This is a genomic window from Caulobacter sp. DWP3-1-3b2, assembly GCF_049896325.1.
In the GTDB taxonomy this organism is placed as follows: Bacteria; Pseudomonadota; Alphaproteobacteria; order Caulobacterales; family Caulobacteraceae; genus Caulobacter.
Map to the genome: position 1 here is coordinate 88,780 of NZ_JAFCUB010000005.1, position 23,535 is coordinate 112,314.

Here is a 23,535-nt window from a genome sequence, read left to right on the forward strand (position 1 = left end):
CCCACCGTGACGCTCCAGATAAGCTGGACGCCGACGCGGTCGTTGGCGACCCCTTCAGGGACTGCTTCCATGCCCACACTGTTCGACCCGCTTCGCCTCGGCGACCTCGACCTGCCCAATCGTATCGTGATGGCCCCGCTCACCCGGCTAAGGGCCGGCGACAGCCAGATCCCCAACACCCTGATGGCTGAATATTACGCCCAGCGCGCCTCCGCCGGCCTGCTGATCAGCGAGGGCGTGCCGGTTTCGCCCCAAGGCGTTGGCTATCAAGGCGTGCCCGGCATCTGGTCCAAGGAACAGGTTGAGGGCTGGAAGCTGATCACCAAGGCCGTGCATGACAAGGGTGGTCGGATCTTCATGCAGATTTGGCACGTCGGCCGGGTCTCCGATCCCTCGTTCCACGACGGCGCCGCGCCGGTCGGCCCTAGCGCCCTGCCCGCCAACGGTCATGTCAGCCTACTGCGCCCCGAGCGTCCCTATCCCACGCCGCGCGCCCTCGAAACCGAGGAAGTCGCCGGCGTGGTTGAGGCCTTCCGCCTCGGCGCCCAGAACGCCAAGGACGCTGGCTTTGACGGCGTGGAACTGCACGGCGCCAATGGTTACCTGCTCGACCAATTCCTGCAGGACGGCTCCAACAAGCGCACCGACCAATACGGCGGCTCGATCGAAAACCGCGCGCGCCTGCTGCTAGACGCCACCGACGCCGCCGTCTCGGTCTTTGGCCCGGGTCGCGTGGGCGTCCACCTGGCCCCGCGCGCCGACGCCCATTCGATGGGCGACAGCGATCTCGCCGCTACATTCGGTTACATCGCCACCGAACTTGGCAAGCGCGGCATCGCCTTCCTCTGCGCCCGCGAATATTCGGGCCCAGACAGCCTGGGCGTAGATCTGCGGGCCAAGTTCGGCGGCGTCTATATCGCCAACGAGCAGTTCACCGCCGAGACCGCCCAGACGGCTCTGGATACCGGCGCGGCCGACGCCGTGGCCTTCGGCAAGGCCTATATCGCCAATCCGGACCTGGTCGAGCGCCTCAAGGCCGGCGCCGCGCTCAATGCGCCGGACCCTACGACCTTCTATGGCCCTGGCGCCAAGGGGTACACCGACTACCCGGCCCTGACGGCTCGCGAGACGGTGGCGGCGGAGTAGCGACAAGCGCTCCGAAGATTTCCGACTGAGTCCGTATCCGCTGTGCCATTTGCCGCGTTGGGCCTTCACCGCGCGGCGCACAGCGGATACAGGCTTAACCATGAGTGAGTCCAACGATCATTGGAAGACCGTCCTGCAACGGGGCGGAGCGGCGCTGGCTTTCAAGATCATCGACCCCGCCAGCGCCAAGCCGACCATGATCGCCGAGCCGGCGCCGCAGAAACGCGCCCTTCCCGTCATGGTCTATTACGCCGTGGCCGCGTCGGCGGTGGTCGATAGCTGGGTCGCCGGAGGTGACGGTCAGGTACTGATCGACCGCCCGGCCATCCTCGCCCGCCAGCGCCTGCTGAACGCCAAGGCCGCTGAACCGCCTGGCAGCACGCCGTCACCATTCTCGACCGGCTATGCGACGATCTACAAGCTGGAACTGGCGCGCTTGGCCTGGCTGGCGATCATCGACGATCCTGCTCAGCGACTGGAAGCCCTGGCCGCGACGTTCGCGCCGCCAGAATTGCGCACCAAACTCGTTTAAGCCGCCTACCAAGCCCCGGTATTAGGCATCGAGGCCCAGGGTTCGACGGCATCCAGATTGCCATCCTGCAGCAGCTCCACCGAGATATTGTCGGGCGAGCGGACGAAAGCCATGTGGCCGTCACGCGGCGGACGGTTGATCGTCACGCCCATGTCCATCAGCCGCTGGCAAGTTTCGTAGATGTCATCGACGCGGTAGGCCAGGTGGCCGAAATTGCGGCCGCCGTCATAATCTTCGGGATCCCAATTATAGGTCAACTCGACCAGAGGCGCGCGGCGCTCCTTGGCCAGTTCGACGTCCTCAGGCGCGACGAGGAACACCAGGGTAAAGCGGCCCTTGTCATTCTCCATCCGGTACATTTCGGTCAGGCCCAGGCCGTCGACATAGAAGCGCAGCGAGGCGTCGAGGTCTTTCACGCGGACCATGGTGTGAAGATAGCGCAAGGGCGGCTCCTAAGCTCGAATGGGGCTGGGTTTGAGACTACAGCGGGCGGCGCCGGTCTCGCACCCCACAATTGTGACCCGTTAGAGCTCTCGACCTGACTGCGTCAGGTCGAGAGCTCTAACCTTTTGTTTTGACGTATTTTTCTTCACGCGAACCGAAACCGCTTCGCTCGAAAAATGCTCTAGCCCGCCGTCGAGGCTGTGTCGCCCTGCAGGACACGTTGGGCGCGCTCCACGGCCTCCAGCAGGCTGGCCAGCGCCAAGCTCTCCGGGCTGTCGGCGCGATAAATTTCGCGCAGGGCGGGCACGCGATCCTGACACGCGGCCATGGCGTCGAGAGCCCGATCGATCTTGCGCGTCAGCATCACAGTAACCGCCATTTTTGTTCTACATTCGTTCTAGCTTGGCGGACGGCCGAGTCAATGACGCGGCTACTCCGCCGCAACCGGTTTCTCTCGGGTCTGCCTGCGCCACAACGCCGCGTATTCGCCGCCAGCGTCTAGCAGAGTTGCGTGCGCGCCGCGCTCGACCACCCTGCCTCGGCGTAGGACGATGATCTCGTCGGCGTCGGCGATGGTTGATAGGCGGTGGGCCACCACCAAGGTCGTGCGCCCGGCCCTGGCTTTGCGAAGCGTGGCCTGAATCGCCGCCTCGGTGCGGCTGTCCAGGGCGCTGGTCGCCTCATCGAGGATCAATACCCGCGGGTCGGCCAGCAGGGCCCGGGCGATCCCGACCCGCTGCCGCTCGCCGCCCGACAGCTTCAGGCCGCGCTCGCCGACCTTGGTCTCCATGCCTTCGGGTAGACCTCGAATGAACTCGCCCAGCTCGGCCGCCTCGGCGGCGGCCCAGACGTCGGCCTCAGACGCCTCGGGACGGGCAAAGGCGATGTTGGCCATCAGGGTGTCGTTGAACAGGGCCACATCCTGCGGCACCAGGGCGACGGCGCGGCGCAGGGAGGTTTGTTTCAGCGCTTTCAAGTCATGGCCATCCAGGGTGACGCGCCCAGCCTGGGGGTCGATCATCCGCAGGGCCAGACGCACCATGGTGGTCTTGCCTGCCCCCGATGGACCGACGATAGCCACTGTCGTGCCGGGTTCGGCGGCGAAGGTCACGGTCTGCAGCCCCTCGGAGCGCTGTCCATGGCGGAAGGACACGCCTTCGAAGGCCACCGCCCCGCCCCGTCTGTCGGCGGGCGGCGGCAGATCGATGGCGTCGGCGGCATCGGCCACGTCCGGCTGGGCGCGGCGCAGCTCGAGCATGGCTTCCATATCAATGAACGACTGGCGGATCTCGCGATAGGCGAAACCCAGGATGTTCAGCGGGCCATACAGATTGACCAGGATCAGCACTGCGGCTGTGACGTCGCCCGGGCCGATGTCGCCATGTGCGGCCTCGCTGCCAGCCAGGATGGCCATGACGCCCAGACCCAGGCTCATCACCGCCGACTGGATGACGTTCAACAGGGTCAGCGAGTTGGTCGCCTTGATATTGGCCTCGCCATAGGTGCGCAGGGCGTTGTCATAGCCGGCCACCGCCCGGTCCTCGGCCCCGAAGGCCTTGACCGTCTCGTAGTTCAGCAAGGCGTCGACGGCCCGGCCGGCGGCCTCGGCGTCGGCCTCGTTCATCACGCGGCGATGACCGATGCGCCAGTCGGAGATCGAGAAGGTGATCACGCCATAGATCACCACGGTGACCACCGCCGTCAGGGCGAAGCGCCAGTCATAGGCCTTGGCCAGCACGACGGCGGCCATGATCAGTTCGACGGCGGTGGGCGCGATGTTGAACACCAGGCCGCGCAGCAGGAAGTCCATCGACCGCGCCCCGCGATCGATCACCCGCGACAGCGAGCCCGTGCGCTTGGTCTGGTGGAAGTCGATCGACAGCGACAGGGCGTGGGCGAAGGTCTCAACCGCCGCCCGAGTCTGGGCCGCCTGGGCGACTGGCGTGAACACTGCATCACGGGCCTGGGGCGCGGCGGCGGCGATGAACCGGATCAAGGCCCAGCCGCCAGCCAGGCCCGCGAAGGCGAAGCTGACCTGCGCGGCGGCGGTCTTGCCCTGGCTCAGCTCATTGACGGCCTTGCCCAGCAGCAAGGGGGCGATCACGCCCAGGAACTTGCCGACGAAAGTGAAGGCCAGGGCGACGGACACGCGCCAGCGCAGCCCAGGCGCCTCGGAGCGCATGACGAGGCGGGCGAGGTCGGTGAGGGCCTTCCAGCCGTTGGGCTTGACGTCCGGGGCCGAGACCGCGCCAGAGACGGCCGCGCCGCCGCGCGCCATGCCTCTCACTGGGCGCCTTCTAGCAATTGCGTGGTCTGCACGCCGCCGCCCGGCGTGATCCAATCGACACGCCAGCCTCGCGGCGTGAGGGTCGACCGCACGGGACCGCCCGACGGCGGCTGGGGTGGGCTCACCTCGAGCACGATCTGTTGCTCCCCCCCCTCGCCGGCGACCTGAATCGTACGGGCGCCAGCCCCCAAGGCCTGGTTGAGCGATAGGGCGAACCGGCCTGCCTCGTCAGCCTTGCCCTCACCACGCGTGGTGCGATCAACGCGGACGCCCAGCCCTGCGCCGGGCATGGCGACACCGGAGATCACGCCTCCGCCGCTGCGGTCGTAGTCGACGGCCAGAATGCGTGGCGACGGCGAGGTCTGGGCCAGGACCTCCGCCCCCGCCCCGGCCCGCAGCAGCACGGCCAAGCCGCCGGGGGTCACCATCAGATAGCCCTGGGCCTGCACTGTGCGCCCCTGCAGGGTCATCGACAGGCCGTAGAGCCTAGGCTCTGCGGCCTGAGGGGCCAGCAAGCGCCAATGGCCGGCCTCGTCAGCCTGACCCAACAGGGCTTCACCAGTCGGCGCGCCCAGCCGTACGCTGGACCCTGGGGCCGCCTGACCCGACAGCACCACGCCGTCGGCCTGACGGGCCGCAGAAAGAACCTCCGGCGGCTTGAGATAGTCGGCCTGGGGCGAGGCTTGCTCGGGGTCCGTCGCGGCCGGAGCATGCCGCCAGCCTTCGCCGCCATCACAGGCTCCCAAAGCCAGGGCCGCGGCCACAGCCAGGAGCATGGCCGACTTGAAACCGATCTTCCGAATCCTGATCATGGCGTATCCAACGACCGACGACGCCCCGCCGGCCAATTTCCTGGGTGTTCACGTGCGGCGCGCCGCGCTTGTCCACAAGAACCGGCCCGCTGTTTATTTTTCCTGGAGTGGACGACGATGCCCGACCTGTCCAGCGAGCAAACCAGCCCCGGCGCCAGCGCGCTGACGTCCGTCTGCGTCTACTGCGGGTCGTCGAACACGGCCGATCCCGCTTTTCTGAACGCGGCCTTCGAAATTGGCGGCGATTTCGCCAGGGCCGGGCTGAAGCTGGTCTATGGCGGCGGCGGCGTGGGCCTGATGGGCGCCACGGCGCGCGGGGCTCATGCTGCGGGGGGCAAGGTCCTTGGCATCATCCCCGACTTTCTGCGCGGCCGTGAGCAGCCGTTCGACGACGTCGAGACCGTGATCGTCACCTCGATGCACGAGCGCAAGATGATGATGTTCGAGCGTTCCGACGCATTCGTGGTGCTGCCCGGCGGGATCGGCACGCTGGAGGAAATCATCGAGCTCCTGTCATGGCGACGGCTAGACCTGCACGCCAAGCCGATCATGTTTCACAACCCACGCGGCTTCTGGGACCCCTTGTTCGCCCTGCTACAGCACACCATCGACGAGGGTTTGACCCCGCCCAGCCTGGCCGATTGCTGGCGGTCCGTTGAAAAGGCCAGCGATATAACGCCAACCCTACTGGCCTGGAGCTTGGAAACCAGGCAAACAAACGCTTCGGACACGCTCCGCTTCTTGACTTAGTAGCGAAAAGAAACGAACCTGAGATGGGCCGACCTCCCCTTGTCGGCCCGGGGATATAGGAAACCATCATGCGTCTTTTTGTCGCCGCGCTTGTCGCGGCTTCCGCCATGTCGTCCGCCGCCTTGGCGGCCGAGGGAGCGGTCCTCAAGCTCAAGGCCCCATCCAAGGCTCCGACCTTGATCCTGGACGGCGCCGCCTGGCGCTGCACCGGTGACGTCTGCGCCGCGCCCGCAGTCAAGTCGCTTCCGATCGGTCGCGCCTGCCGCAAGGTCGCGGCGGAACTTGGCGCGATCACGACCTTCAACTATCGCGGCGAAGAGCTGGACGCCGCCGGCCTCGCCGACTGCAACACGGCCGCCAAGTCCTAGGACTTGGACATTGACGACAGGAAGGGGCGGCCCGCACAGCGGACCGCCCCTTTTTTTTCCTATTTCCGCTCCGACGCCTTTGACGGCTGAGCCGTCGGCTTGAGCGCGGGTCTCCCGCCGACGAGCATCCCGCCCAGCAGGGCGAAGGACAGCATGGCGTGGTTCATCTTCGATACGTTCATGGCGGCGTCTCCCAGACTTCGCTTGAAAAACAAGACAGGCCGTTGGACCAGGAGACGCGCGCGGCTCACAGGGGCTTGCCCCCTCCCAGTCGTCAGCGCGTCATCGTCAAGCATGCCCCAGACTGTTCGAGACGCAAGAAAAATCGTCCGAACCCTGATGAATTCCGCCTACGGACGATGGGCGTTTTCCTTGTTCGAGCAAGGCCTTGCGTCGCAAACAAAAACCGCCCGCGACGGGATGTCGCGGGCGGTTTCGGCTTCAATCGACAGTTGTCCGTGAACGGCGGTCAGGCCGCCTTGCCGAACGACAGTGATTCATAGCGCTTCAGGTGGTGATCGACCGAGCCGAACAGGCCCTCGATGATCGAGGCGCGCTTGAAATAGTGGCCGATGGCCAGCTCGTCGGTCATGCCCATGCCGCCGTGGATCTGGATGGCGTTCTGGCCGACGAACTTGCAGGCCCGGCCGATCCGGACCTTGGCGGCCGAGACGGCCTTGGCCCGCTCGTCGTCGCCTTCGTCCAGCTTGATGGTGGCCATATAGGTCATCGAAACGGCCTGCTCGACCTCGATGAACATGTCGACCATGCGGTGTTGAAGCACCTGGAAGTTGCTGATCGCGGTGCCGAACTGCTTGCGCTGCTTGGCGTAGTCCAGCGTACCCTCGTGCAGCTTGCGCAGCACGCCCACGGCCTCGGCGCCGACAGCGGCCGTGGCCTCGTCCAGCACCTTGTTGACGAGCGGAAGGCCGTGACCCTCTTCACCGATCAAGGCGTCCGCGGGGATCGAGACATTCTCGAAGAACACTTCGGAGGCGCGGCCGCCGTCCACCGTCGGATAGTCGCGTGTGACGATGCCCGGCAGGGTCTTGTCGACCAGGAACACCGACACGCCGCCGGTGTCGCGCTGGCCGCCGCCGGTGCGGGCGGTGACCAACAGGTGGCTGGCGAATGGCGCGCCCACCACCACGGCCTTGTGGCCGTTCAGCACATAGCCCGAGCCGTCCTTCTTGGCCGTGGTCTTGAGGTCCTGCCAGGTGTAGCGCCCCTGCGGCTCGGCATAGGCGAAGGCAATGGTCGTCGTGCCGGCGATGATGCCTTCGATGACACTGGTCGCGCCGGCATATCCCGAGTGCTTCATGAAGCCGCCGCCGATCACCACCGTGCCCACATAGGGCTCGATGACCAGGGCTTTGCCGAACTCTTCCATGATGATCATGTTGTCGATGGCGCCCCCACCCAGGCCGCCCAGCTCTTCGCTGAACGAGGCGCCCAAGATGCCCAGTTCCTCGGCGAAGGCCTGCCAGTAGTCGGCGCGCCAGCCGCTCTCCGAGGCCACGATCTTGCGGCGGGTCTCGAAGTTGTACTTGTCCTGCAGGAAGCTCGCGACGGTGTCGCGGACCATCGACTGCTCTTCGGTGAAGTTGAAGTCCATGAGGCGTTTCCTCTTATGACCCCCCTCCCCCTTGCGGGGAGGGGTTGGGGGTGGGGGTGCCAGCGTCGAGGATGGAGACTACGCGCTGAGCGGCGGTATGCGGGTCGTAGATGGCTTGCTCGTTGGGAATACGGATCACCGTATAGCCGCGTTTTTCAAGCCAGGATTGGCGTTCGGCGTCGCGGGACGCCACGTGGGGCAGGTCGTGAATTCCGCCGTCCACCTCGATAATCACACGATGATGGTGGCAGACGAAATCCACGATGTAGGGACCGAAGGGCGCTTGGCGGCGAAAGTGAGATCCGGAAATCTCGATCTTTCGCAGTGCTTTCCAAAACAGCTTTTCCGCCAGGGTCGGCTCACGGCGCATCCGGCGGGCTGATCGATCGGCCTGCTCTGATGTGTGCAAAGGTCCTGGAGTTCGTTCTGACACCCCCACCCCCTACCCCCTCCCCGCAAGGGGGAGGGGAACTGCAAATGCTTAGGCCTTGATCACAGTCCCAGCACCATCTTGGCGATGATGTTGCGTTGGATTTCGTTGGAGCCACCGTAGATCGACGTCTTGCGGACGTTGAAATAGGTCGGGGCGGCGCGATGAGCGAAGTCCGGGCCGATCGGATGGGCGTTGTCGCCGTCCTTCGGGAAGCCGCGGAAATAGGGCGCGCTGTAATGGCCGGCCGCTTCAAGCACCAGCTCGGTGATCCGTTGCTGAATCTCGGTCCCCTTGATCTTCAGCACCGAGGACTCCGGACCTGGGCCCTTGCCAGCCGCTTCACCGGCCAGGGTGCGCAACTCGGTATATTCCAGGGCCGTCAGGTCGATCTCCAGGTCGGCGACCTTGCGCTTGAACGCCGGGTCGGTCAGCAGTGGCAGGCCGTCATCGCCCAGTTCAGTCTGAGCCAACTGGCGAATTCGCTCGATGCCGCGCTTGGAGCGCGCCACGCCGGCAATGCCAGAACGCTCGTGGGCCAGCAGGAACTTGGCGCAGGTCCAGCCCTTGTTCTCGTCGAAAATGCGGTTTTCGACCGGCACCTTGACGTTCTCGAGCCAGACCTCGTTGACCTCGTGCTCGCCGCCCAGGGTAATGATCGGACGGACGGTCACGCCCGGCGACTTCATGTCGATCAGCAGGAACGAGATGCCCTCCTGGATCTTGGCCACCGGGTCGGTGCGGACAAGGCAGAAGATCCAGTCGCCGTGCTGGGCCAGGGTGGTCCAGGTCTTCTGGCCGTTGACCAGGTAGTATTCCTTGCCGTCGTCGCCAGTGAAACGCTCGGCCTTGGTCTTCAGGCTGGCCAGATCCGAACCCGCGCCCGGCTCCGAATAGCCTTGAGCCCACCAGATGTCGCCCGACAGGGTCGGCGGCAGAAAGCGTTCCTGCTGCTCGGGGGTGGCGAAGGTGTAGATCACCGGGCCGACCATGTTGATTCCGAACGGCAGGATCGGCACGCAGTCGGCGCGAGCGGTCTCTTCCGACCAGATGTATCGCTGCACCGAGGTCCAGCCCGGGCCGCCGAATTTTTCCGGCCAGGCCGGGGCGACCCAGCCTTTCTTGGCCAGGATGCGGTGCCACGAGAGAAAATCGTCTTTGGCCATCTCTTCGCCCTCCTCCTGCTTCTCGCGCAGGCCAGCGGGGTAGTTCTCGGCGATGAACGCCCGGACTTCGTCGCGGAAGGCGACGTCTTCAGGCGAGAAATCGAGGTTCATGGCGGGCTCCCGGGAAATCGGCCTCTCAAGGGGCCGTCTTGACTGTCGGGAGTCACAATAGGGTTCGAACGCGCGTTTGGAAAGATGACCTTAGCGTCAACGTAAACAACGATCAGTTTTGAGCGGAAATGGCTACCGGACCTCGCAGGCCAGCCGCACCAAGGCCAGGGCGGTGACACCGCCGACCCCCTCCTCCTCGACGATGTCCAGGTCGATCAGGGGCCGCTTGTCCAAGACCTGGAGCAGCCGCGCATGGCCCTTTGCCGTCCCGACGTGGGCGGCCTGGCAGTGGGCGATCAACGCCGGATCGATCATATGCAACACGGCGGCCGCGGCGCAGGCGGCGTAACCATCGAGCAGAACCGGAATCTTCTGCACCCGGGCCGCCAGGATCGCGCCGACCAGGGCGGCGGTCTCGCGTCCACCGAGCTGACGCAGGACTTGCAGAGGATCGGACAGATCGTCCTCAGCAGCGGCGCGGGCCACGGCGGCGGCCACCGGCTCGGGCGCCTCGGTCCAGTCGGCGGCGTCTCCGCCGAACAGGGCCAAGGCGATAGTCGCGGCGGTACGCACGGTCTCGGCGGCGATGACGCCTGGGATCAGCAGATCTGGCTGCTTGGCCAGGGCCTCCATACCGAACGCCATCGTCGCGGCGCACTCCTTCTCGCTCATCGAGGCTTTTGAGGCCGCGTCCGGCGTCGGACGATCGACGGCCAGGTCGAAGGCTTCCAGTCCCGCCCCCTGAGCGCCAGCGATACGGCATACATTGGCCCCGCCCGAGGCCACGGCCTCCAGGCGAGCTCGGGCGTAACCCCTCGGCCCCACGCCCTGAACCGCGCCGGCATACAGGGCGACCACGGGACGCAGCACGACAGGCGGCGTCTTGCCGGTCCAGGCCGTCAGCCAGGCCGAGAGCTCGGCCAGACGATCGCCGCCGGGGGGAGCGCAGGCGATTGGCGCGGACGGCGCGTCGGCCGCCAGCTTGCGGATGTCGTCGAATGGAGAAGTGGTCATGGGCGCGGACATAAGCCAGCCCGCGCCCGATGCAAGGGCGTTCGCCGGGTCGCCTCTTGCGCCGACCGGCAGGAGGGGCGAACTTTGACCATGACCTTGGCCGCTCCATCCTCTCCACCCCGCCCCATCGCGACACCCTGCGTGAAGGTGTGCGCGGTGGATGGGCGGACCGGGGTCTGCCTGGGATGCAGACGAACCCTTCCGGAGATCGCCGGGTGGGCGCGCCTGAGCGACGAGGAGCGGGCGGCGATCATGACCGCCCTGCCCCTGCGCCCTGACCCCGTGGCCAGCCTGACGGCCGACCTGGGTTCGTCTTGAACGTCCTAGTTCGCGGCGGAGGCGTTGAGCCAGGCCGAGCAGGCGCCCGAGCGTTCAGCCAGCAATTTTTCCTTCTTGGAGCCTTGGGCCTTGTCGCCTTCCTTCTGGGCGGCGGTGATCTTGTTGCCGGCCGAGACGCGAACCGGCAGTTCGCGAGCGCTGCCTTCCTGCTTCAGGAAGGTGTCGATGTTGCTGGTGTCCAACTTGCCGAGCCCTTCCGACGCGGCCAGGCCGCGGCAGCGAGCGGCTTGCAGGAATTCATAGTTGCTGGTTCCGGCCTGGGCGGCGCCCGCCAGAGCGGAAACGGCGACGACGGTCGCGACGATGATTTTATGCATGGCGGTGTTCCTCGATAAACATTTACTTGCCGCGAGGCATTTGCCGCGAATTGCGCAAGAACTTAAGTTAAATCGAAGTCATATTGCACATTACCTAAGTGTAATCTCGCACAACAACAGTATTACGGTTTTTTAACTTGCAGTAAGATTATTGTTTAATTAACTACAATGGGTCGCATATCTGTCGATTCACGGGTTGAAAACCCATTCGCGACTATTCTCCCCGCAACGGCCGTAGAAACGGTCAGCAAGCCTGTATGGCGGGGTGACTTCGATGCTCAAGTTCGTGACCATCGCGATCGTAGGCGCGCTCTCTGCGGTCGGGGCGGCGAAAGCCGTCGTATCGCTGGATGATCTGCGCCAGCCGGACCTGCGCGGCTCGGCCCCTGCTACCGCCTCCATCGACGACGGCGCGGCCCAGATCGTCAAGGGTCCAGACGGCCACTTCTGGGCCGAGGCCAAGGTCGATGGCCGCGCTATTCGCTTCCTGATCGACACGGGCGCCACCACGGTCGCCCTGAGCCAGACCGACGCCCAGCGCCTGGGCATCGACGTCCGCAAGCTCGATTATCGTTACACGGTGATGACCGCGTCCGGCCAAGCCCGGGCCGCTTCGGTCAAGCTGGCCAGCGTGGCGGTGGCCGGCGCGCAGGTTCACGACGTCGACGCCATGGTCATCGAGCACGGCCTGGACACGTCGCTGCTGGGCATGAGCTATCTGGGCCGCCTCTCCAGTTTCCAAGCCACGCCGCGCGCGCTGGTCCTGCGGTCGTAGGGCTTAGCTCGCGATCCTCTCGGCGAAGCGCGCCTCGCGGGCGTCCATCGCCTGGCGGACAGCGGCCGCCGCCCGATCGACGACGTTCAGCCCCGCGTCGGGGCCGACCCCCTCGACCGTGAGTATCCGGCGCCAGGCCCGCGCGCCCGGCAGGCCGTGGAACAGACCCAGCATGTGCCGGCTCATGGCCGCCAAATGCACGCCCGTCGCCAATTGCTTGGCCATATAAGGTTTGTAAAGCTCGACGGCCTCGAAGGCGTCGATATCTCGCCCTTCGCCGAACACCCGCCGGTCGACCTGACCCAACAGGCCCGGCTCGTGATAGGCCGCGCGGCCCAGCATCACCCCGTCCACGAGCTCAAGCTGCGCCAATGAAACATCCAGATCGGGGACCCCGCCATTGATGATGATCGTGAGGTCCGGGCGCTGGGCCTTCAGGCGATGGACCAATCGATAGTCCAAAGGCGGTACGTCGCGGTTTTCCTTGGGTGACAGCCCCTTCAACCAGGCTTTGCGAGCATGGACCACGAAGGTCGAAACGCCAGCCTTCGCCGACAAATCGACAAGTTCGAACAGGCTCTGTTCCGGATCCTGGTCATCGACGCCGATCCGACACTTGACCGTCACCGGCACGGACACCGCCGCCGCCATCGCCGCCATGCAGTCGGCCACCAGCGCCGGCTCGCGCATCAGGCAAGCGCCGAACCGGCCGCTCTGCACGCGGTCGGATGGGCAGCCTACATTCAAATTGATCTCGTCATAGCCGAAGTCCTCGCCAATCTTGGCCGCGGCCGCCAGGTCGGCGGGGTCGGAACCACCCAACTGCAGGGCCACCGGATGCTGGCCATCGTCGAAGCCGAGCAGCTTTTCGCGATCGCCGTTCAGCACGGCGCCGCTGGTGACCATTTCCGAATAGAGCAGCATCCGCCGAGACAGCACGCGATGCAACGACCGACAGTGACGGTCGCTCCAGTCCATCATAGGCGCACAAGAGAATCTATGTGATTGAAATTGCTGCATTTTTAACGTACATTCAAAGAGTTAGATAGGCGGCGTGTACACCTAAAATACGCTGAAACACGCCACTTTTCGCCACGGTACGACGCCTCACTGTACACAGGGAGTACACGAAAATTGGCCACGTTCGTGAAGCTCCCGTCCGGGTCCTGGCGCGCCGTTGTCCGCCGCAAGGGGCGCTATATAAGCGAGACCTTCCACCGGCGCGAGGACGCGCGGCGTTGGGCCACGGCGGCCGAGAGCACCATCGATCGGGGCGGCAAGCCCAAGTCCACCCGTATCGCGGACAAGCGGACCCTGGTTGACCTGATCGATCTGCATATCGAAGACCTCAAGTCGGTCGGCAAGAAGATCGGTCGAACCAAGCTCGACATGCTTAAGATGTTGAAGGCCGATCCGGTCGGGAAGTCGAAGTTCGCCGAACTGGACCGCCTTCCGCTCATCGCTTTTGGCAAGCGCCGCGCCAAGGGCGGCGCGGGTCCCGTGACGGTGGGCATGTATATCGGCACGATCAAGACCGTCCTGATCAGCGTCGCTGCGCTACATGACATTGAGACCAAGCCCGACCAGGTGGATGTGGCGCGTGTCGCCCTCACCCACCTCGGCCTGATCGGCAAGAGCAACGAGCGTGATCGACGTCCCACCGACGAGGAACTCGAGCGGCTGTTCCTCTACTTCGACACCATGAACCGCCTGACCTTGCCGATGTCGCGGATCATGAAGTTCGCCATCGCCACAGCCATGCGCCAAGACGAGATCTGTCGCATCGTTTGGGACGACTATCTGGCCCGCACAAAGATGCTGATCATTCGGGACCGAAAGGACCCTCGAAACAAGGCCGGCAACGACCAGAGGATCCCACTCCTGGCCGCGTCTGGTTTCGACGCGGTGGCCTTGATCGAGGTGCAGCGCGAGCTTCGGCGCAACGCCGAACAACGCATCTTCCCGTATAACGGCAAGTCGATCAGCGCCGCCTTCACACGGGCCTGCGCCAAGCTGGCGATCAACGACCTCCGCTTCCACGATCTCCGCCACGAGGGCACCAGCCGTTTGTTCGAGCTGGGCCTGCGCATCGAACAGGCCGCTCTGGTCAGCGGCCACAAGGATTGGAAGATGCTCAAGCGCTACACCCACCTCCGCCCGGAATCGATTCACGACGTCCTAGCTGGCAGAACGGCGGCCTGATCCCCACTCGACTGTCGCATCGCGGGCGGCGGTCTGACGACAGGCGAGCCTAGCGCTTCCGCAAGCCGACCTTGCTGTATCCGCCGGCGATAGCCCGCCATTGTGGTCTCAGGTCTCTCCGGCGACGCGCGAACACACGCGGGCGGTGATGATCTCGACAATCCTGGCCGCAGCCCGGTCCAGCGCGGCAGGATTCAGCCGATCGAGAGCGAGGCTGGCTAAGGTTGCGTGTTGGGACTTTCGACGCTCTCGCGCATAGGCCAGATCATAATGGGCGGCCATCAAGGCTTCAGCCAGATCCGCCAGGGCTCCCGCCTCGACCATCTCGCGCCAAGCCGCGAGCCGCTTCTGGCTGGGATGGATCGGCAGGCGCTCGAGGATCGCCAACAGCGCCTCGCGCTGGTGGCCGATATCGCCATAGGCCTCGACCAGGTAGCGCGCCCGTTCCGGCAGTGGCGCGGTAACCTCGATCCGCGGCGCCCGGCGCATCGCCTCCCATAGCATCGGCGGCACGACGCGGTTGCCGATCTTGCTGGACTCGGCCTCCACGACCACCGGCCGCGCTGGATCGAGCCCGTCGAGCGCCGCGATCAGTTGGCTCTCGAACAGCTTCTGACCCGGTTGCGGCTGGCCGGACACCGCCCCGAACAGCGAGCCGCGATGACAGGCCAGGCCTTCCAAGTCGATGGTCTGCACGCCAAGGCGGGCCAGATCGTTGAGGATCGCCGTCTTAGCCGAGCCGGTGTCACCGTCCAGCAGGACCAGGTCCAGATCGCAGGGCGCGTCATAGAGTCTGGCCTGCACCCAGCGACGATAGGTCTTGTAGCCGCCCTCCAGCACCGCCGTCCGCCAGCCAACCCGCTGAAGGATGGTGGCCATGGCGTTGGACCGCTGCCCACCGCGCCAGCAATAGACCAGGGGTTTGAAGTCCTCGGGTCGGTCGGCGAGACTGGTCTCCAGGTGATGGGCGATGTTGCGCGCCACATGGGCCGCGCCGATCCGGTTGGCGCGCAGCCGCGATTTTTGGACGTAGATCGTTCCGACCTCTGCGCGCTGGGCGTCGTCGAGCACCGGCAGGTTGATCGCCCCGGGCAGATGGTCCTGGGCGAACTCGCCGGGACTGCGCACATCGATGATCTGGTCATAGGCCGCGAGCGCGGCGGGATCGGCGGATTTCAGGACTTGAAGCGGCTTCATGTCCGCCTGAGGGTCCGCCACGGGTCGATCATCATCCTGTCGGATCTCGTCATCATCGCTTTTCTCAGCGGCGACTATGCGCGACGCGCCGGGGAATCGTAAGGTCCCCGCGAGAAGACTCGCCCGGATCGTGGTGGCGATGTTGCAGGAGCCGTCCGCTTGCCCGATCCCGTTCGACTGACCTCCCTGGCCCACGGCGGCGGCTGCGGCTGCAAGCTGTCGCCCGCCGTGCTGCGCGAGATTCTGGCCCAATCGCCGGCCGCCGGCCTGTTTCCCAACCTGATGGTGGGAACCGAAACCTCGGACGACGCCGCGGTCTGGCGGCTGAACGACCAGCAGGCCCTGGTTGCCACCACCGACTTCTTCATGCCCGTCGTCGACGATCCCCATGACTTTGGGCGCATCGCCGCGACCAACGCGCTATCGGACGTCTATGCGATGGGGGCGACGCCGATCTTCGCCCTGGCAATCGTCGGCATGCCCATCGACAAGCTGCCGTTGGAGACCATCGGCGCGATCCTGGCCGGCGGGGCCTCGGTCTGCGCGGCGGCCGGCGTGCCGATCGCCGGCGGCCACTCCATCGACAGCGTCGAGCCGATCTACGGCCTGGTCGCCCTGGGTCTGGTCCATCCCGACCGCGTGCTGTCCAACCGCGGCGCGCGGGCCGGCGACGTTCTGATCCTGACCAAGGCCTTGGGCGTCGGCGTGCTGAGCGCGGCGTTCAAGCAGCAGCGCCTGTCGGCCGAGGGCTACGCGGCCCTGATCGCCACCACCACCCAGTTGAACACCGTCGGCTCGGTGCTGGGGGACATCGCCGGGGTCCATGCCGTTACCGATGTGACCGGGTTTGGCCTGCTGGGCCATCTACTCGAGATGTGCCGCGGCGCTGGGCTCGCCGCCGAACTCGACGCCGACGCGCCGGTCCTGCTTCCCGAGGTCGCGGCCCTGGCCCAGGCGGGGGTCCGCACCGGAGCCGCCGTTCGCAACTGGGCCAGCTATGGCGCGGCAGTCCAGATTCCCCCCGCCGCCCCGGACTGGCGGCGGGATTTGCTCGCCGATCCGCAGACTAGCGGCGGCCTGCTGATCGCGGTCGCCCCCGAGGACGCCGACGCCGTTCTACGCACGGTCGTGGACGCGGGCTTCAACGCCGCCAGGGTGGTCGGGCGGATGACGGCTGGACCGCCGGAGGTGAGAGTCGACGCCTTCCTCACCTGAGGGGGCCGAAACCCCGCCCTCGCCTTTTCTTGTCCCTATCCTCTCCCTTGGTGCATCCCGGCAGCAGCAGGGCCGCGCCGGCGGCGAGACCGACGGTGGCAGCGAAGGCGGCGCGGCGGGACGGCGAACGAGTTGGGGAAGGTGTGGCTGGTCTCATCGCGCGCTTGTCCTGTAAGGTGCGCGAGGGGGCTCGAACGGCTTGAACAAGCCGTGACAGGGGTCTCGACCGCGCCTATTACGGCCCTCGTTATCGATATCCGATTTCGTGGAGCTGTCAACGGAATGACCTTGCGTGCTGGAACACCACGATCTCCTCGCCGGCCTGATCCGGCTGCACGTCTTGCATCACGCCGCCGACGGCGAGATCTACGGGCAATGGATGATCGAGGAGCTTGGCCACCACGGCTACAAGCTCAGCCCCGGCACGCTCTACCCGATGCTGCACGGCATGGAACGCAAGGGCTACCTGGCCTCGCGCAAGGAACAGATCGGCAAGACCTTCCGGCGGCTCTATCGGGCCACGCCCTTGGGCTTGGAGGCGCTCGCCATCGCCAAGCTGCGCGTGCGCGAACTGGTGCGCGAGGTCCACGACCAGGCCCCGGCCTGACGGCGGAAGGCCGGGCATGACGACGGCGGAGCCCGTGGCGTCGCCCGCGCCGCGACGATCGGCCTTCGAGGTCCTGGCGGTGTCGCTGGGCCTGGGCCTGACCTCGTTCGGCGGACCGATCGCCCACCTGGCCTATTTCGAACGCGCCTATGTCCAGCGCCGCCAATGGCTGTCGGCGGACGAGTATGCCGGCCTGGTGGCGCTGTGCCAGATGCTGCCCGGACCGGCCAGCAGCCAGGTCGGGGCGCTGATCGGGCTCAAGCGGGCCGGCTGGCTGGGAGCCCTGGCCGCCTGGATCGGCTTCACCCTGCCCTCGGCCCTGGCGCTTTACCTGTTCGCCCTGGCCGCCCCGGCCCTGAAGGATCCGCTGACGCTGGCGGGATTGCATGGCCTCAAGCTCGTGGCCGTCGCTGTCGTCGCCCAGGCGGTGTGGAGCATGGCGCGCAAGCTCTGCCCGGACCTGCCGCGCGCCGGCCTGGCCCTGGTCGCCGCCGCCCTTCTGCTGGTGGTCGGCGGCGCGGCGCTGCAACTGGTCGCCCTGGCTCTGGGAGCCATCGGCGGCGTGATCCTCTGCCGCGGTGTGGACCTGCCGCCGTCGCCGCCGGCCCTGCCCGTGCGCCGGCGCGTCGGCGTCGCCGCCTTCGCGGTCTTCATCGCGCTGCTCGTCGGCCTGCCCTGGCTGGGCAGCCTCGCCCCGGGTTCGACGACGGACCTGATGGGGGTGTTCTATCGCGCCGGCGCCCTGGTGTTCGGCGGCGGCCACGTGGTCCTGCCGCTGCTGCACGACAGCCTCGTTCCGCAAGGCTGGCTGAGCGAGGACAGGTTCCTGGCCGGCTATGGCGCAACCCAGGCCGTCCCGGGCCCGCTGTTCACCTTCGCCACCTATCTCGGCGCGGCGGCCGGGTCCCCGCACGGCGCCATGACGACCGCCCTCTGGGCCCTGGTCGCCACCGTCTTCATCTTCCTCCCGGGCATGCTGCTCGTACTGGCGGGCGTGCCGCTGTGGAGCTGGATCAGCCGACACCCGGCGGCCAAGGGAGGATTGGCCGGGGTCAATGCCGCCGTGGTCGGCGTGCTGGCGGCGGCGCTCTATGACCCCATCTGGACGAGCGCCATCCGCGACGGACGCGACGTCGCCATCGCGGCGACCGGGTTCCTGCTCCTGGAGCGCTGGAAGGCGCCGCCGCTGGCCGTCGTGATCTTGTGCGTCGCCGGCGCCATGCTCATCAAGATGACGACCTAGCCGGCCGGCGAGAGACCCATCGCACCAACCTGCCCGTCACTCCTTGGGCGCGGCCATCGGCCGGGCCGAAACGGCCGCGGCCCTCACTGCCTGATGTTGCGCTGGTGGAAGCGGCACCAGTCCGCGCTGCTGGAGGTATCCGCCGCGCCCCACCGCCGAATCCGACACCAACTCGGCGATGAAGGCTTCAATCCGGGCGTATCGCCGAGATTGGCCGTCTTGACGTAGATGTAGAGGGCACGCGACAGCGGATAGCTGCCGTTGGTGATCGTCTGCGGGGTCGGCTTGACGCCGCTGATGCTAGCCGCCTTGATCAGATGGTCGTTCTGAGCCAGGAACGAGTAGCCAAAGACGCCCAGCACGCCAGGGCGGCGCTCGATGGTCTCGACGATGTCGTTGTCGTTTTCGCCGGCGTCGGTCCAGGCTCCGTCCGGCCGGAGCGGATCGACCTTGGCTCGGAAGGCGGCCGGATCCTTCGCCCGTAGCGCCTGCCCGGACGGCAGCTTGCTCGCCCCCGCCTCGATCGCCAGTTCGACGAAGGCGTCGCGGGTGCCTGAACCAGGCGGCGGTCCATAGACGCGGATCGGCGCGGCCGGCAGGCTTGGCGACACCTCCTTCCAGGTCTGGAAGGGATTGGCGACGAACTGGCCGCCGCGAAGGCTGTTGGCGGCCAGGCCAAGATAGAGTTGCTCGACGGTGAAGCCATAGTCCGGGGCCTTGTCGTCGACCGCGACCACCACGCCGTCGAAACCGATCTTCAGCTCGACGACGCCGGTGACCCCGTTGGCGTTGCAGGCTTCGAACTCCGCCTTCTTCATCGGTCGCGACGCATTGGCGATGTCGGGGAAGCGCTCGCCCGTTCCGCCGCAGAACGACTTGAAGCCGCCGCCGGTGCCGGTGCTCTCGATCTTGGCGATCTTGCCGCCGGTCTTGCGCGTGGTGTTCTCGGCGACGCGGAGCGCGAACGGATGGACTGTCGACGAGCCCGTCGCCCAGACGAAGTCTCGCGCGGCCTGGGCGCTCGAAGCGCCGGAGAGCAGCGCCACGCCCGCAACGACACCGATCAGACTCTTCATGGCTACCTTCCCTTGCGATGCGCCGCACTGCGGCGGCTTCCTCATCTTCGAGACCTGCCCTAAGGGCGTGCTTCATCAAACTCGAAGTTCGATATCGTATGTCGATTTCAATAGCAGCGGCATGTGTCAGAGATGCGAAGCTGAAGTTGGGCGTTGCGCCGCGCCGGCCTGCTCGCGGGAATTTGATCACGTGATCGCCAAGAGCCTCGCCGGCGGGCTAAACGGTCCGACGACGCGTCGGATAGGATCGCCAATGACCAAGACCGCCTTCCTCTACATCGCCGCCGCCGTGGCCGAGATCGCCGGCTGCTTCAGCTTCTGGGCTTGGCTGCGGCAGGGGAAGTCGATCTGGTGGCTGGCGCCGGGCATGGCGTGCCTGGCCCTGTTCGCCTGGCTGCTGACCCAGGTCGACAGCAGCGCCGCGGGCCGCGCCTACGCCGCCTATGGCGGGGTCTATATCTGCGCGTCCCTGGCCTGGCTGTGGTCGGTGGAAGGCCTGCGTCCGGATCGCTGGGACGCGATCGGAGCGCTGATCTGCCTGGTCGGCGCCGGCGTCATCCTGCTGGGGCCGCGCGGCGCGTGAAGCAATTGCGCGGCTGGTCGCGCCTAGAGTTTGTTTATGAACACCGGATTGGAATAGAACCAGAGGTCGGCCCAGGGGTCTTCGCCAGCGACGTCCGCGACCGGCTCCAACTCATCGGTGCTGGTTCCGCGGACCCGCAGGTACAGGCTGGCGTCGAGGCGCGGCAGGGTGTGGGTCACGACGATATATTCCCCATCCCGCACCCAGGTCTCTGGCGTGAACCGCTGCTCGACGCGTGTGGTCGGGTTGGTGTCGGCTGAACGGTCCGCCGCCGGCCCGGTGACCCGGCCCACGATCAGGTCGATGCGCCTGACCTCGGGCCGCCGGCCGGCATGGTTGGCGCCGGCTGGATCGCCCACACGGATCTTGACCTCGACCGCCTCACCGGGCTTGCCGCGGACTTCGCCGTCAATCATCGCCTCGTGGCCGCCGATCGTCCTCACCGTCAAGTCGAGCTCGGAGATCAGGTCGCCGGTCGTGACGAACACGCGGCCGCCGCGAAGACCCTCCAGGATGTCGGCGTGATCGCGCGTCGCGAGCACATAGGTCTTCGAGTATTCGCCTGGCCAGAAATCATCGCCGCCGTCGCGCCAGTTGTGGTGGGAATCCGAGGTGGAGGTGATCCACCAGCCACGCCCCTCGCCCAACATCGCGTCCCAGAACCCGCCCAGTCGGGCGGTCATCTGATCGAAACCGCCAAGCGTCGGGGATTTGCCGTAGCCACCCCTGACGCCTAGCCGATTGCTGGACCCGTCAGCGCGAAGGGCGGACGCTTGGTGCCCCGGCGCGCCCTCCATGCCGATGGCGACATTGGGCGCCGTGTCGTTCCAGTTTCGAAACTCCTGGGGCGTGTAGGCGCCCCAGGCGCCGACGCCGGTGGCCGAACGAGACGGGTGGTTGGCGATGACGATCGGCGGCGACTTCAGCGCCTTCATGTGCGTCAAGGCGTCGATCATCCTTGGCTCGGTGTCCCGGGAGGGATCGCGCGGCCAGGTATCCCGCTTGGAGAAGCCATGCTCGATGCCGTGGAGCGCCTCGCGCTCGTCACGCGTGTTGGGCACGATGAGGCTGCTGTGATCGCCGGCCGGGGTGTCAAATTCCATGCCGTAGAACTGCAAGACCTCCGGCACCAGCAGGCGCGAGCGCATCAGCTCAGGATAGGCCAGATCATGATCGATCTTGGAATGGTTGGGGCCGCCGTGATCGGTCGAGACCATCCAGGCCAGACCGTGGGTCTTGGCCATCTCGGCGTTTGTCGGGATGGGATAGCGACCATCAGCGCCGAGCACCGAGGTCGGCGGCTGGGCTGGATCGGCGGCGTTCTCGGTGTAGTCGGCGCTGAACTGGCTATGGATGTGGTGATCGCCCGCCAGCCAGCGTCGCTCGCCCGACGCCGGCGTCGCGATCGACGCCGAAGGATGCGCGCGATGGACGGCAGGGGGCGAACGGCGATGCCCCGGCTGGTGGCCAAAGGCGGGGGCGGCGATCATCGCGATGCCTACCGCCGCCGAGCTCACCTTCAACCAGTTCTTCAAGGGATCTCTCCGAGGTCGGGAAAAAGCAGCGATGGAATCGCGATCAACGTCGAGCGGTCGGCGGCCGATACCCCCATTGGATGACAAGTCGTCGGGCGGCGCGACTAGGCTACCCCGCGGGTTCGCCGAGGCTTTCAAGGACGTGACATTCGGCGACCTGACCCAGGCAACCCGCATGGGCGAGACGGTGGAGTTCGCGCCTTAGCGTCTGCAGCTGGGCGATCTTCTCATCGACGGCGGCGAGTTGTTGCGCCGCCAGCTGGTTGGCCTGTTCACAGGAGCGATCGGGATGGTCGGAAAGCTCAAGCAGCGAACGGATCGCTTCCACGGGGAAGCCCAGTTGGCGCGCGTGCCGGATGAAGGTGAGCCGTCGAACGGCGTCGGCGTCATACTGCCGCCGGGCGCTCGATGTCCGCGACGGTTCGGGCAGCAGACCGATCTGCTCGTAGAAGCGGATGGTCGGGACCTTAACGCCCGTGAGGGCGGCGAGTTGGCCGATCGCGCGCGGCGCATCCGGCGAGGATCTGAGATTTTCCATCGTGGGCGCATGATAGACCCTTGCTCCTCTAGTCACTAGAGGAAGCAGAGTGTCCTCCTGATTCAAGGGACGCCATGACCGTAGAGACCGACACCAAACCCTGCGCGACCAGTTGCTGCGGCCAGTCCGTCGTCTTCGACGGCACCTCGCCCGCCTATCGCCGCATCCTGATGGCGGTGATCGCCATCAACGTGGCGGCCTTCATCGCTGTCGCGTTTGGCAGCCTGGCGCAGGGGTCCGCGGCCCTGGCGGCCAACGCCCTGGACTTCCTGGCCGATAGCGCCACCTACGCCATCAGCCTCTGGGTCATCGGCCGGTCGGCGCGAACCCGCGCCGGCGCCGCGCTGCTCAAGGGCGCCAGCCTCGCCGTCGTTGCGGCCGCGGTCCTGAGCTTCGCGATCTGGCGGGCGATGACCGGCGCGCCGCCGCAGGGCAATGTCATCACTGGCCTTGGCGTCCTGGGCTTTCTGGCCAACCTCCTGGCCGCCCTGCTGCTGGTGCGGTTTCGCGATGGCGACGCCAATGTGCGATCCGTCTGGCTCTGCACCCGCAACGACCTGATCGAAAGCCTTGCCGTGGTTGTCGCGGGAGGGTTGGTCTGGTTGACCGGATCGCGCTGGCCCGATCTGATCACCGGTGTCTTCCTGGCTGGGGTCTTCCTGCAATCGGCCTATGTCATCGTGCGCCAGTCGCAGGCTGAACTCAGGGCCGCGGCGTGAGGCGCCCACCGGGCTCGCGGAGGATCGACCACGCGAATGCGACCTTGCGCGTCTTGCATCAGGAACGCTCCGGGCGCATCACCGTCGGCATGGGCTTGGCGCTGTTTCGGCAAACGAGCGGGTGGGTCGCCATGCTGTGTGTGGCGATCGCGCTGTCGCTCGCCGGTCAGACGGCGGCGCAGGCCTTCGAGATGGCCGACCACGCCGGACATCATGCGACCCAGGCCGCCGGCGATGTCGGGGATGACCATCACCATTGCGACGACGCGGCGATCGACGATCCCGCCAGCCCCGCCGATCCCGCTGGCGAGCCGCATCAGCACCACGTGGATCACCACGCCGTTGGCCTGGGCGTTGATCTGGCCATGCCCCTCGCGGCCCCCGCCCACCGCCAGAGCGTCGCGCCGGCGCGGAGCGTTCATCATGCGGGCCTGGCCGGTTGCGGCCTGAAGCGTCCGCCAAAGGCCTGATCCAGACCTCGACCTGTCTGTAGCCGCGCCGGCCGCTCGGCCGC

At 66.4% G+C, this 23,535-nt stretch carries 27 protein-coding genes and 1 pseudogene; 12 read left to right on the top strand and 16 right to left on the bottom strand.

All coding sequences use genetic code 11. The annotated features are described in order from the left end of the window. The first annotated feature begins 69 nt into the window (after positions 1-69). A complete protein-coding gene (locus ACP7AG_RS05340) occupies positions 70-1,146 on the top strand; it encodes an alkene reductase (protein ID WP_426011734.1) in 1,077 nt (358 codons plus the stop codon). Positions 1,147-1,246: 100 nt separating this feature from the next. Continuing rightward, a complete protein-coding gene (locus tag ACP7AG_RS05345; protein ID WP_426030064.1) occupies positions 1,247-1,678 on the top strand; it encodes a hypothetical protein in 432 nt (143 codons plus the stop codon). A gap of 5 nt (positions 1,679-1,683) precedes the next feature. Here ACP7AG_RS05345 and ACP7AG_RS05350 read toward each other — a convergent pair whose 3' ends face one another. The 4 genes from ACP7AG_RS05350 to ACP7AG_RS05365 form a co-directional block, all read right to left on the bottom strand. Next, positions 1,684-2,121: a VOC family protein gene (locus tag ACP7AG_RS05350; protein WP_426011736.1), complete on the bottom strand. Its 438-nt coding sequence runs from the start codon at positions 2,119-2,121 to the stop codon at positions 1,684-1,686. 182 nt (positions 2,122-2,303) lie between these two features. Next, positions 2,304-2,501 (bottom strand): hypothetical protein, encoded by a 198-nt coding sequence (locus ACP7AG_RS05355; protein WP_426011737.1) that lies wholly within the window; start codon positions 2,499-2,501, stop codon positions 2,304-2,306. A gap of 51 nt (positions 2,502-2,552) precedes the next feature. After that, the gene (locus ACP7AG_RS05360; RefSeq protein ID WP_426011842.1) at positions 2,553-4,475 is read right to left on the bottom strand and encodes an ABCB family ABC transporter ATP-binding protein/permease; all 1,923 of its coding nucleotides are present in this window, start codon (positions 4,473-4,475) and stop codon (positions 2,553-2,555) included. Further along, complete coding sequence (locus tag ACP7AG_RS05365) at positions 4,406-5,221, bottom strand: hypothetical protein (RefSeq protein ID WP_426030065.1); 816 nt, start codon at positions 5,219-5,221, stop codon at positions 4,406-4,408. The genes ACP7AG_RS05360 and ACP7AG_RS05365 overlap by 70 nt, the downstream gene beginning before the upstream one ends. Before the next feature lie 117 nt (positions 5,222-5,338). Between ACP7AG_RS05365 and ACP7AG_RS05370 the strand changes: the two genes are divergently transcribed. After that, entirely contained in the window at positions 5,339-5,971 is a 633-nt protein-coding gene (locus ACP7AG_RS05370) for a TIGR00730 family Rossman fold protein (RefSeq protein WP_426030066.1), read from the top strand. 68 nt (positions 5,972-6,039) lie between these two features. Continuing rightward, positions 6,040-6,339, top strand: coding sequence for a CC_3452 family protein (locus ACP7AG_RS05375; protein ID WP_426011740.1), 300 nt, complete (start codon positions 6,040-6,042; stop codon positions 6,337-6,339). Between the two features lie 59 nt (positions 6,340-6,398). On the opposite strand, the gene ACP7AG_RS05380 is transcribed toward ACP7AG_RS05375, so the two are convergent. From ACP7AG_RS05380 to ACP7AG_RS05400, 5 genes are all read right to left on the bottom strand, one after another. Next, complete coding sequence (locus tag ACP7AG_RS05380) at positions 6,399-6,536, bottom strand: hypothetical protein (RefSeq protein WP_426011843.1); 138 nt, start codon at positions 6,534-6,536, stop codon at positions 6,399-6,401. 272 nt (positions 6,537-6,808) lie between these two features. Next, positions 6,809-7,954: an acyl-CoA dehydrogenase family protein gene (locus ACP7AG_RS05385; protein ID WP_426030067.1), complete on the bottom strand. Its 1,146-nt coding sequence runs from the start codon at positions 7,952-7,954 to the stop codon at positions 6,809-6,811. A gap of 13 nt (positions 7,955-7,967) precedes the next feature. Continuing rightward, positions 7,968-8,393: an endonuclease domain-containing protein gene (locus tag ACP7AG_RS05390; RefSeq protein WP_426030068.1), complete on the bottom strand. Its 426-nt coding sequence runs from the start codon at positions 8,391-8,393 to the stop codon at positions 7,968-7,970. 53 nt (positions 8,394-8,446) lie between these two features. After that, entirely contained in the window at positions 8,447-9,661 is a 1,215-nt protein-coding gene (locus tag ACP7AG_RS05395; RefSeq protein ID WP_426011743.1) for an acyl-CoA dehydrogenase family protein, read from the bottom strand. 132 nt (positions 9,662-9,793) lie between these two features. After that, positions 9,794-10,675, bottom strand: a complete 882-nt coding sequence (locus tag ACP7AG_RS05400) for a nicotinate-nucleotide--dimethylbenzimidazole phosphoribosyltransferase (RefSeq protein ID WP_426030069.1) — start codon at positions 10,673-10,675, stop codon at positions 9,794-9,796. A gap of 90 nt (positions 10,676-10,765) precedes the next feature. Here ACP7AG_RS05400 and ACP7AG_RS05405 point away from each other — a divergent pair, with 90 nt between their 5' ends. Then, a complete protein-coding gene (locus ACP7AG_RS05405; RefSeq protein WP_426030070.1) occupies positions 10,766-10,993 on the top strand; it encodes a DUF1289 domain-containing protein in 228 nt (75 codons plus the stop codon). Positions 10,994-10,998: 5 nt separating this feature from the next. Here ACP7AG_RS05405 and ACP7AG_RS05410 read toward each other — a convergent pair whose 3' ends face one another. Beyond that, a complete protein-coding gene (locus ACP7AG_RS05410) occupies positions 10,999-11,331 on the bottom strand; it encodes a hypothetical protein (RefSeq protein WP_426030071.1) in 333 nt (110 codons plus the stop codon). A gap of 274 nt (positions 11,332-11,605) precedes the next feature. On the opposite strand from ACP7AG_RS05410, the gene ACP7AG_RS05415 reads away from it, so the two are divergent. Then, on the top strand, positions 11,606-12,106 hold the full coding sequence (locus ACP7AG_RS05415) for a TIGR02281 family clan AA aspartic protease (protein ID WP_426011746.1): 501 nt from the start codon (positions 11,606-11,608) through the stop codon (positions 12,104-12,106). Between the two features lie 3 nt (positions 12,107-12,109). Here ACP7AG_RS05415 and dusA read toward each other — a convergent pair whose 3' ends face one another. Then, a complete protein-coding gene (gene dusA / locus ACP7AG_RS05420; RefSeq protein ID WP_426030073.1) occupies positions 12,110-13,126 on the bottom strand; it encodes a tRNA dihydrouridine(20/20a) synthase DusA in 1,017 nt (338 codons plus the stop codon). Positions 13,127-13,252: 126 nt separating this feature from the next. On the opposite strand from dusA, the gene ACP7AG_RS05425 reads away from it, so the two are divergent. Beyond that, complete coding sequence (locus ACP7AG_RS05425) at positions 13,253-14,308, top strand: site-specific integrase (protein ID WP_426030074.1); 1,056 nt, start codon at positions 13,253-13,255, stop codon at positions 14,306-14,308. A 108-nt stretch (positions 14,309-14,416) separates the two neighbouring features. Here ACP7AG_RS05425 and mnmH read toward each other — a convergent pair whose 3' ends face one another. Further along, positions 14,417-15,505 (bottom strand): tRNA 2-selenouridine(34) synthase MnmH, encoded by a 1,089-nt coding sequence (gene mnmH, locus ACP7AG_RS05430; protein WP_426030075.1) that lies wholly within the window; start codon positions 15,503-15,505, stop codon positions 14,417-14,419. Positions 15,506-15,664: 159 nt separating this feature from the next. Between mnmH and selD the strand changes: the two genes are divergently transcribed. From selD to chrA, 3 genes are all read left to right on the top strand, one after another. Then, positions 15,665-16,720, top strand: coding sequence for a selenide, water dikinase SelD (gene selD, locus ACP7AG_RS05435; protein WP_426030076.1), 1,056 nt, complete (start codon positions 15,665-15,667; stop codon positions 16,718-16,720). A 292-nt stretch (positions 16,721-17,012) separates the two neighbouring features. Then, positions 17,013-17,327 (top strand): PadR family transcriptional regulator, encoded by a 315-nt coding sequence (locus ACP7AG_RS05440; RefSeq protein WP_426011751.1) that lies wholly within the window; start codon positions 17,013-17,015, stop codon positions 17,325-17,327. Between the two features lie 16 nt (positions 17,328-17,343). Continuing rightward, a complete protein-coding gene (gene chrA, locus ACP7AG_RS05445; RefSeq protein WP_426030077.1) occupies positions 17,344-18,570 on the top strand; it encodes a chromate efflux transporter in 1,227 nt (408 codons plus the stop codon). A 36-nt stretch (positions 18,571-18,606) separates the two neighbouring features. Here chrA and ACP7AG_RS05450 read toward each other — a convergent pair. Next, positions 18,607-19,646 (bottom strand): annotated as a pseudogene (locus ACP7AG_RS05450) (substrate-binding domain-containing protein). Between the two features lie 253 nt (positions 19,647-19,899). Between ACP7AG_RS05450 and ACP7AG_RS05455 the strand changes: the two are divergent. Further along, positions 19,900-20,229, top strand: coding sequence for a YnfA family protein (locus tag ACP7AG_RS05455; RefSeq protein WP_426030079.1), 330 nt, complete (start codon positions 19,900-19,902; stop codon positions 20,227-20,229). A gap of 23 nt (positions 20,230-20,252) precedes the next feature. Here the strand turns inward: ACP7AG_RS05455 and ACP7AG_RS05460 are convergent, their stop codons facing one another. After that, positions 20,253-21,764, bottom strand: coding sequence for a phosphoesterase (locus ACP7AG_RS05460; RefSeq protein WP_426030080.1), 1,512 nt, complete (start codon positions 21,762-21,764; stop codon positions 20,253-20,255). A gap of 109 nt (positions 21,765-21,873) precedes the next feature. After that, complete coding sequence (locus ACP7AG_RS05465) at positions 21,874-22,302, bottom strand: MerR family transcriptional regulator (RefSeq protein ID WP_426011755.1); 429 nt, start codon at positions 22,300-22,302, stop codon at positions 21,874-21,876. 74 nt (positions 22,303-22,376) lie between these two features. Here ACP7AG_RS05465 and ACP7AG_RS05470 point away from each other — a divergent pair, with 74 nt between their 5' ends. Beyond that, positions 22,377-23,021 carry a cation transporter gene (locus tag ACP7AG_RS05470; RefSeq protein WP_426030082.1) on the top strand — a complete coding sequence of 215 codons (645 nt, stop codon included), beginning with the start codon at positions 22,377-22,379 and terminating at the stop codon, positions 23,019-23,021. On the opposite strand, the gene ACP7AG_RS05475 is transcribed toward ACP7AG_RS05470, so the two are convergent. Next, positions 22,973-23,446: a hypothetical protein gene (locus ACP7AG_RS05475; protein WP_426030083.1), complete on the bottom strand. Its 474-nt coding sequence runs from the start codon at positions 23,444-23,446 to the stop codon at positions 22,973-22,975. The genes ACP7AG_RS05470 and ACP7AG_RS05475 overlap by 49 nt on opposite strands. Positions 23,447-23,535: the final 89 nt, after the last annotated feature.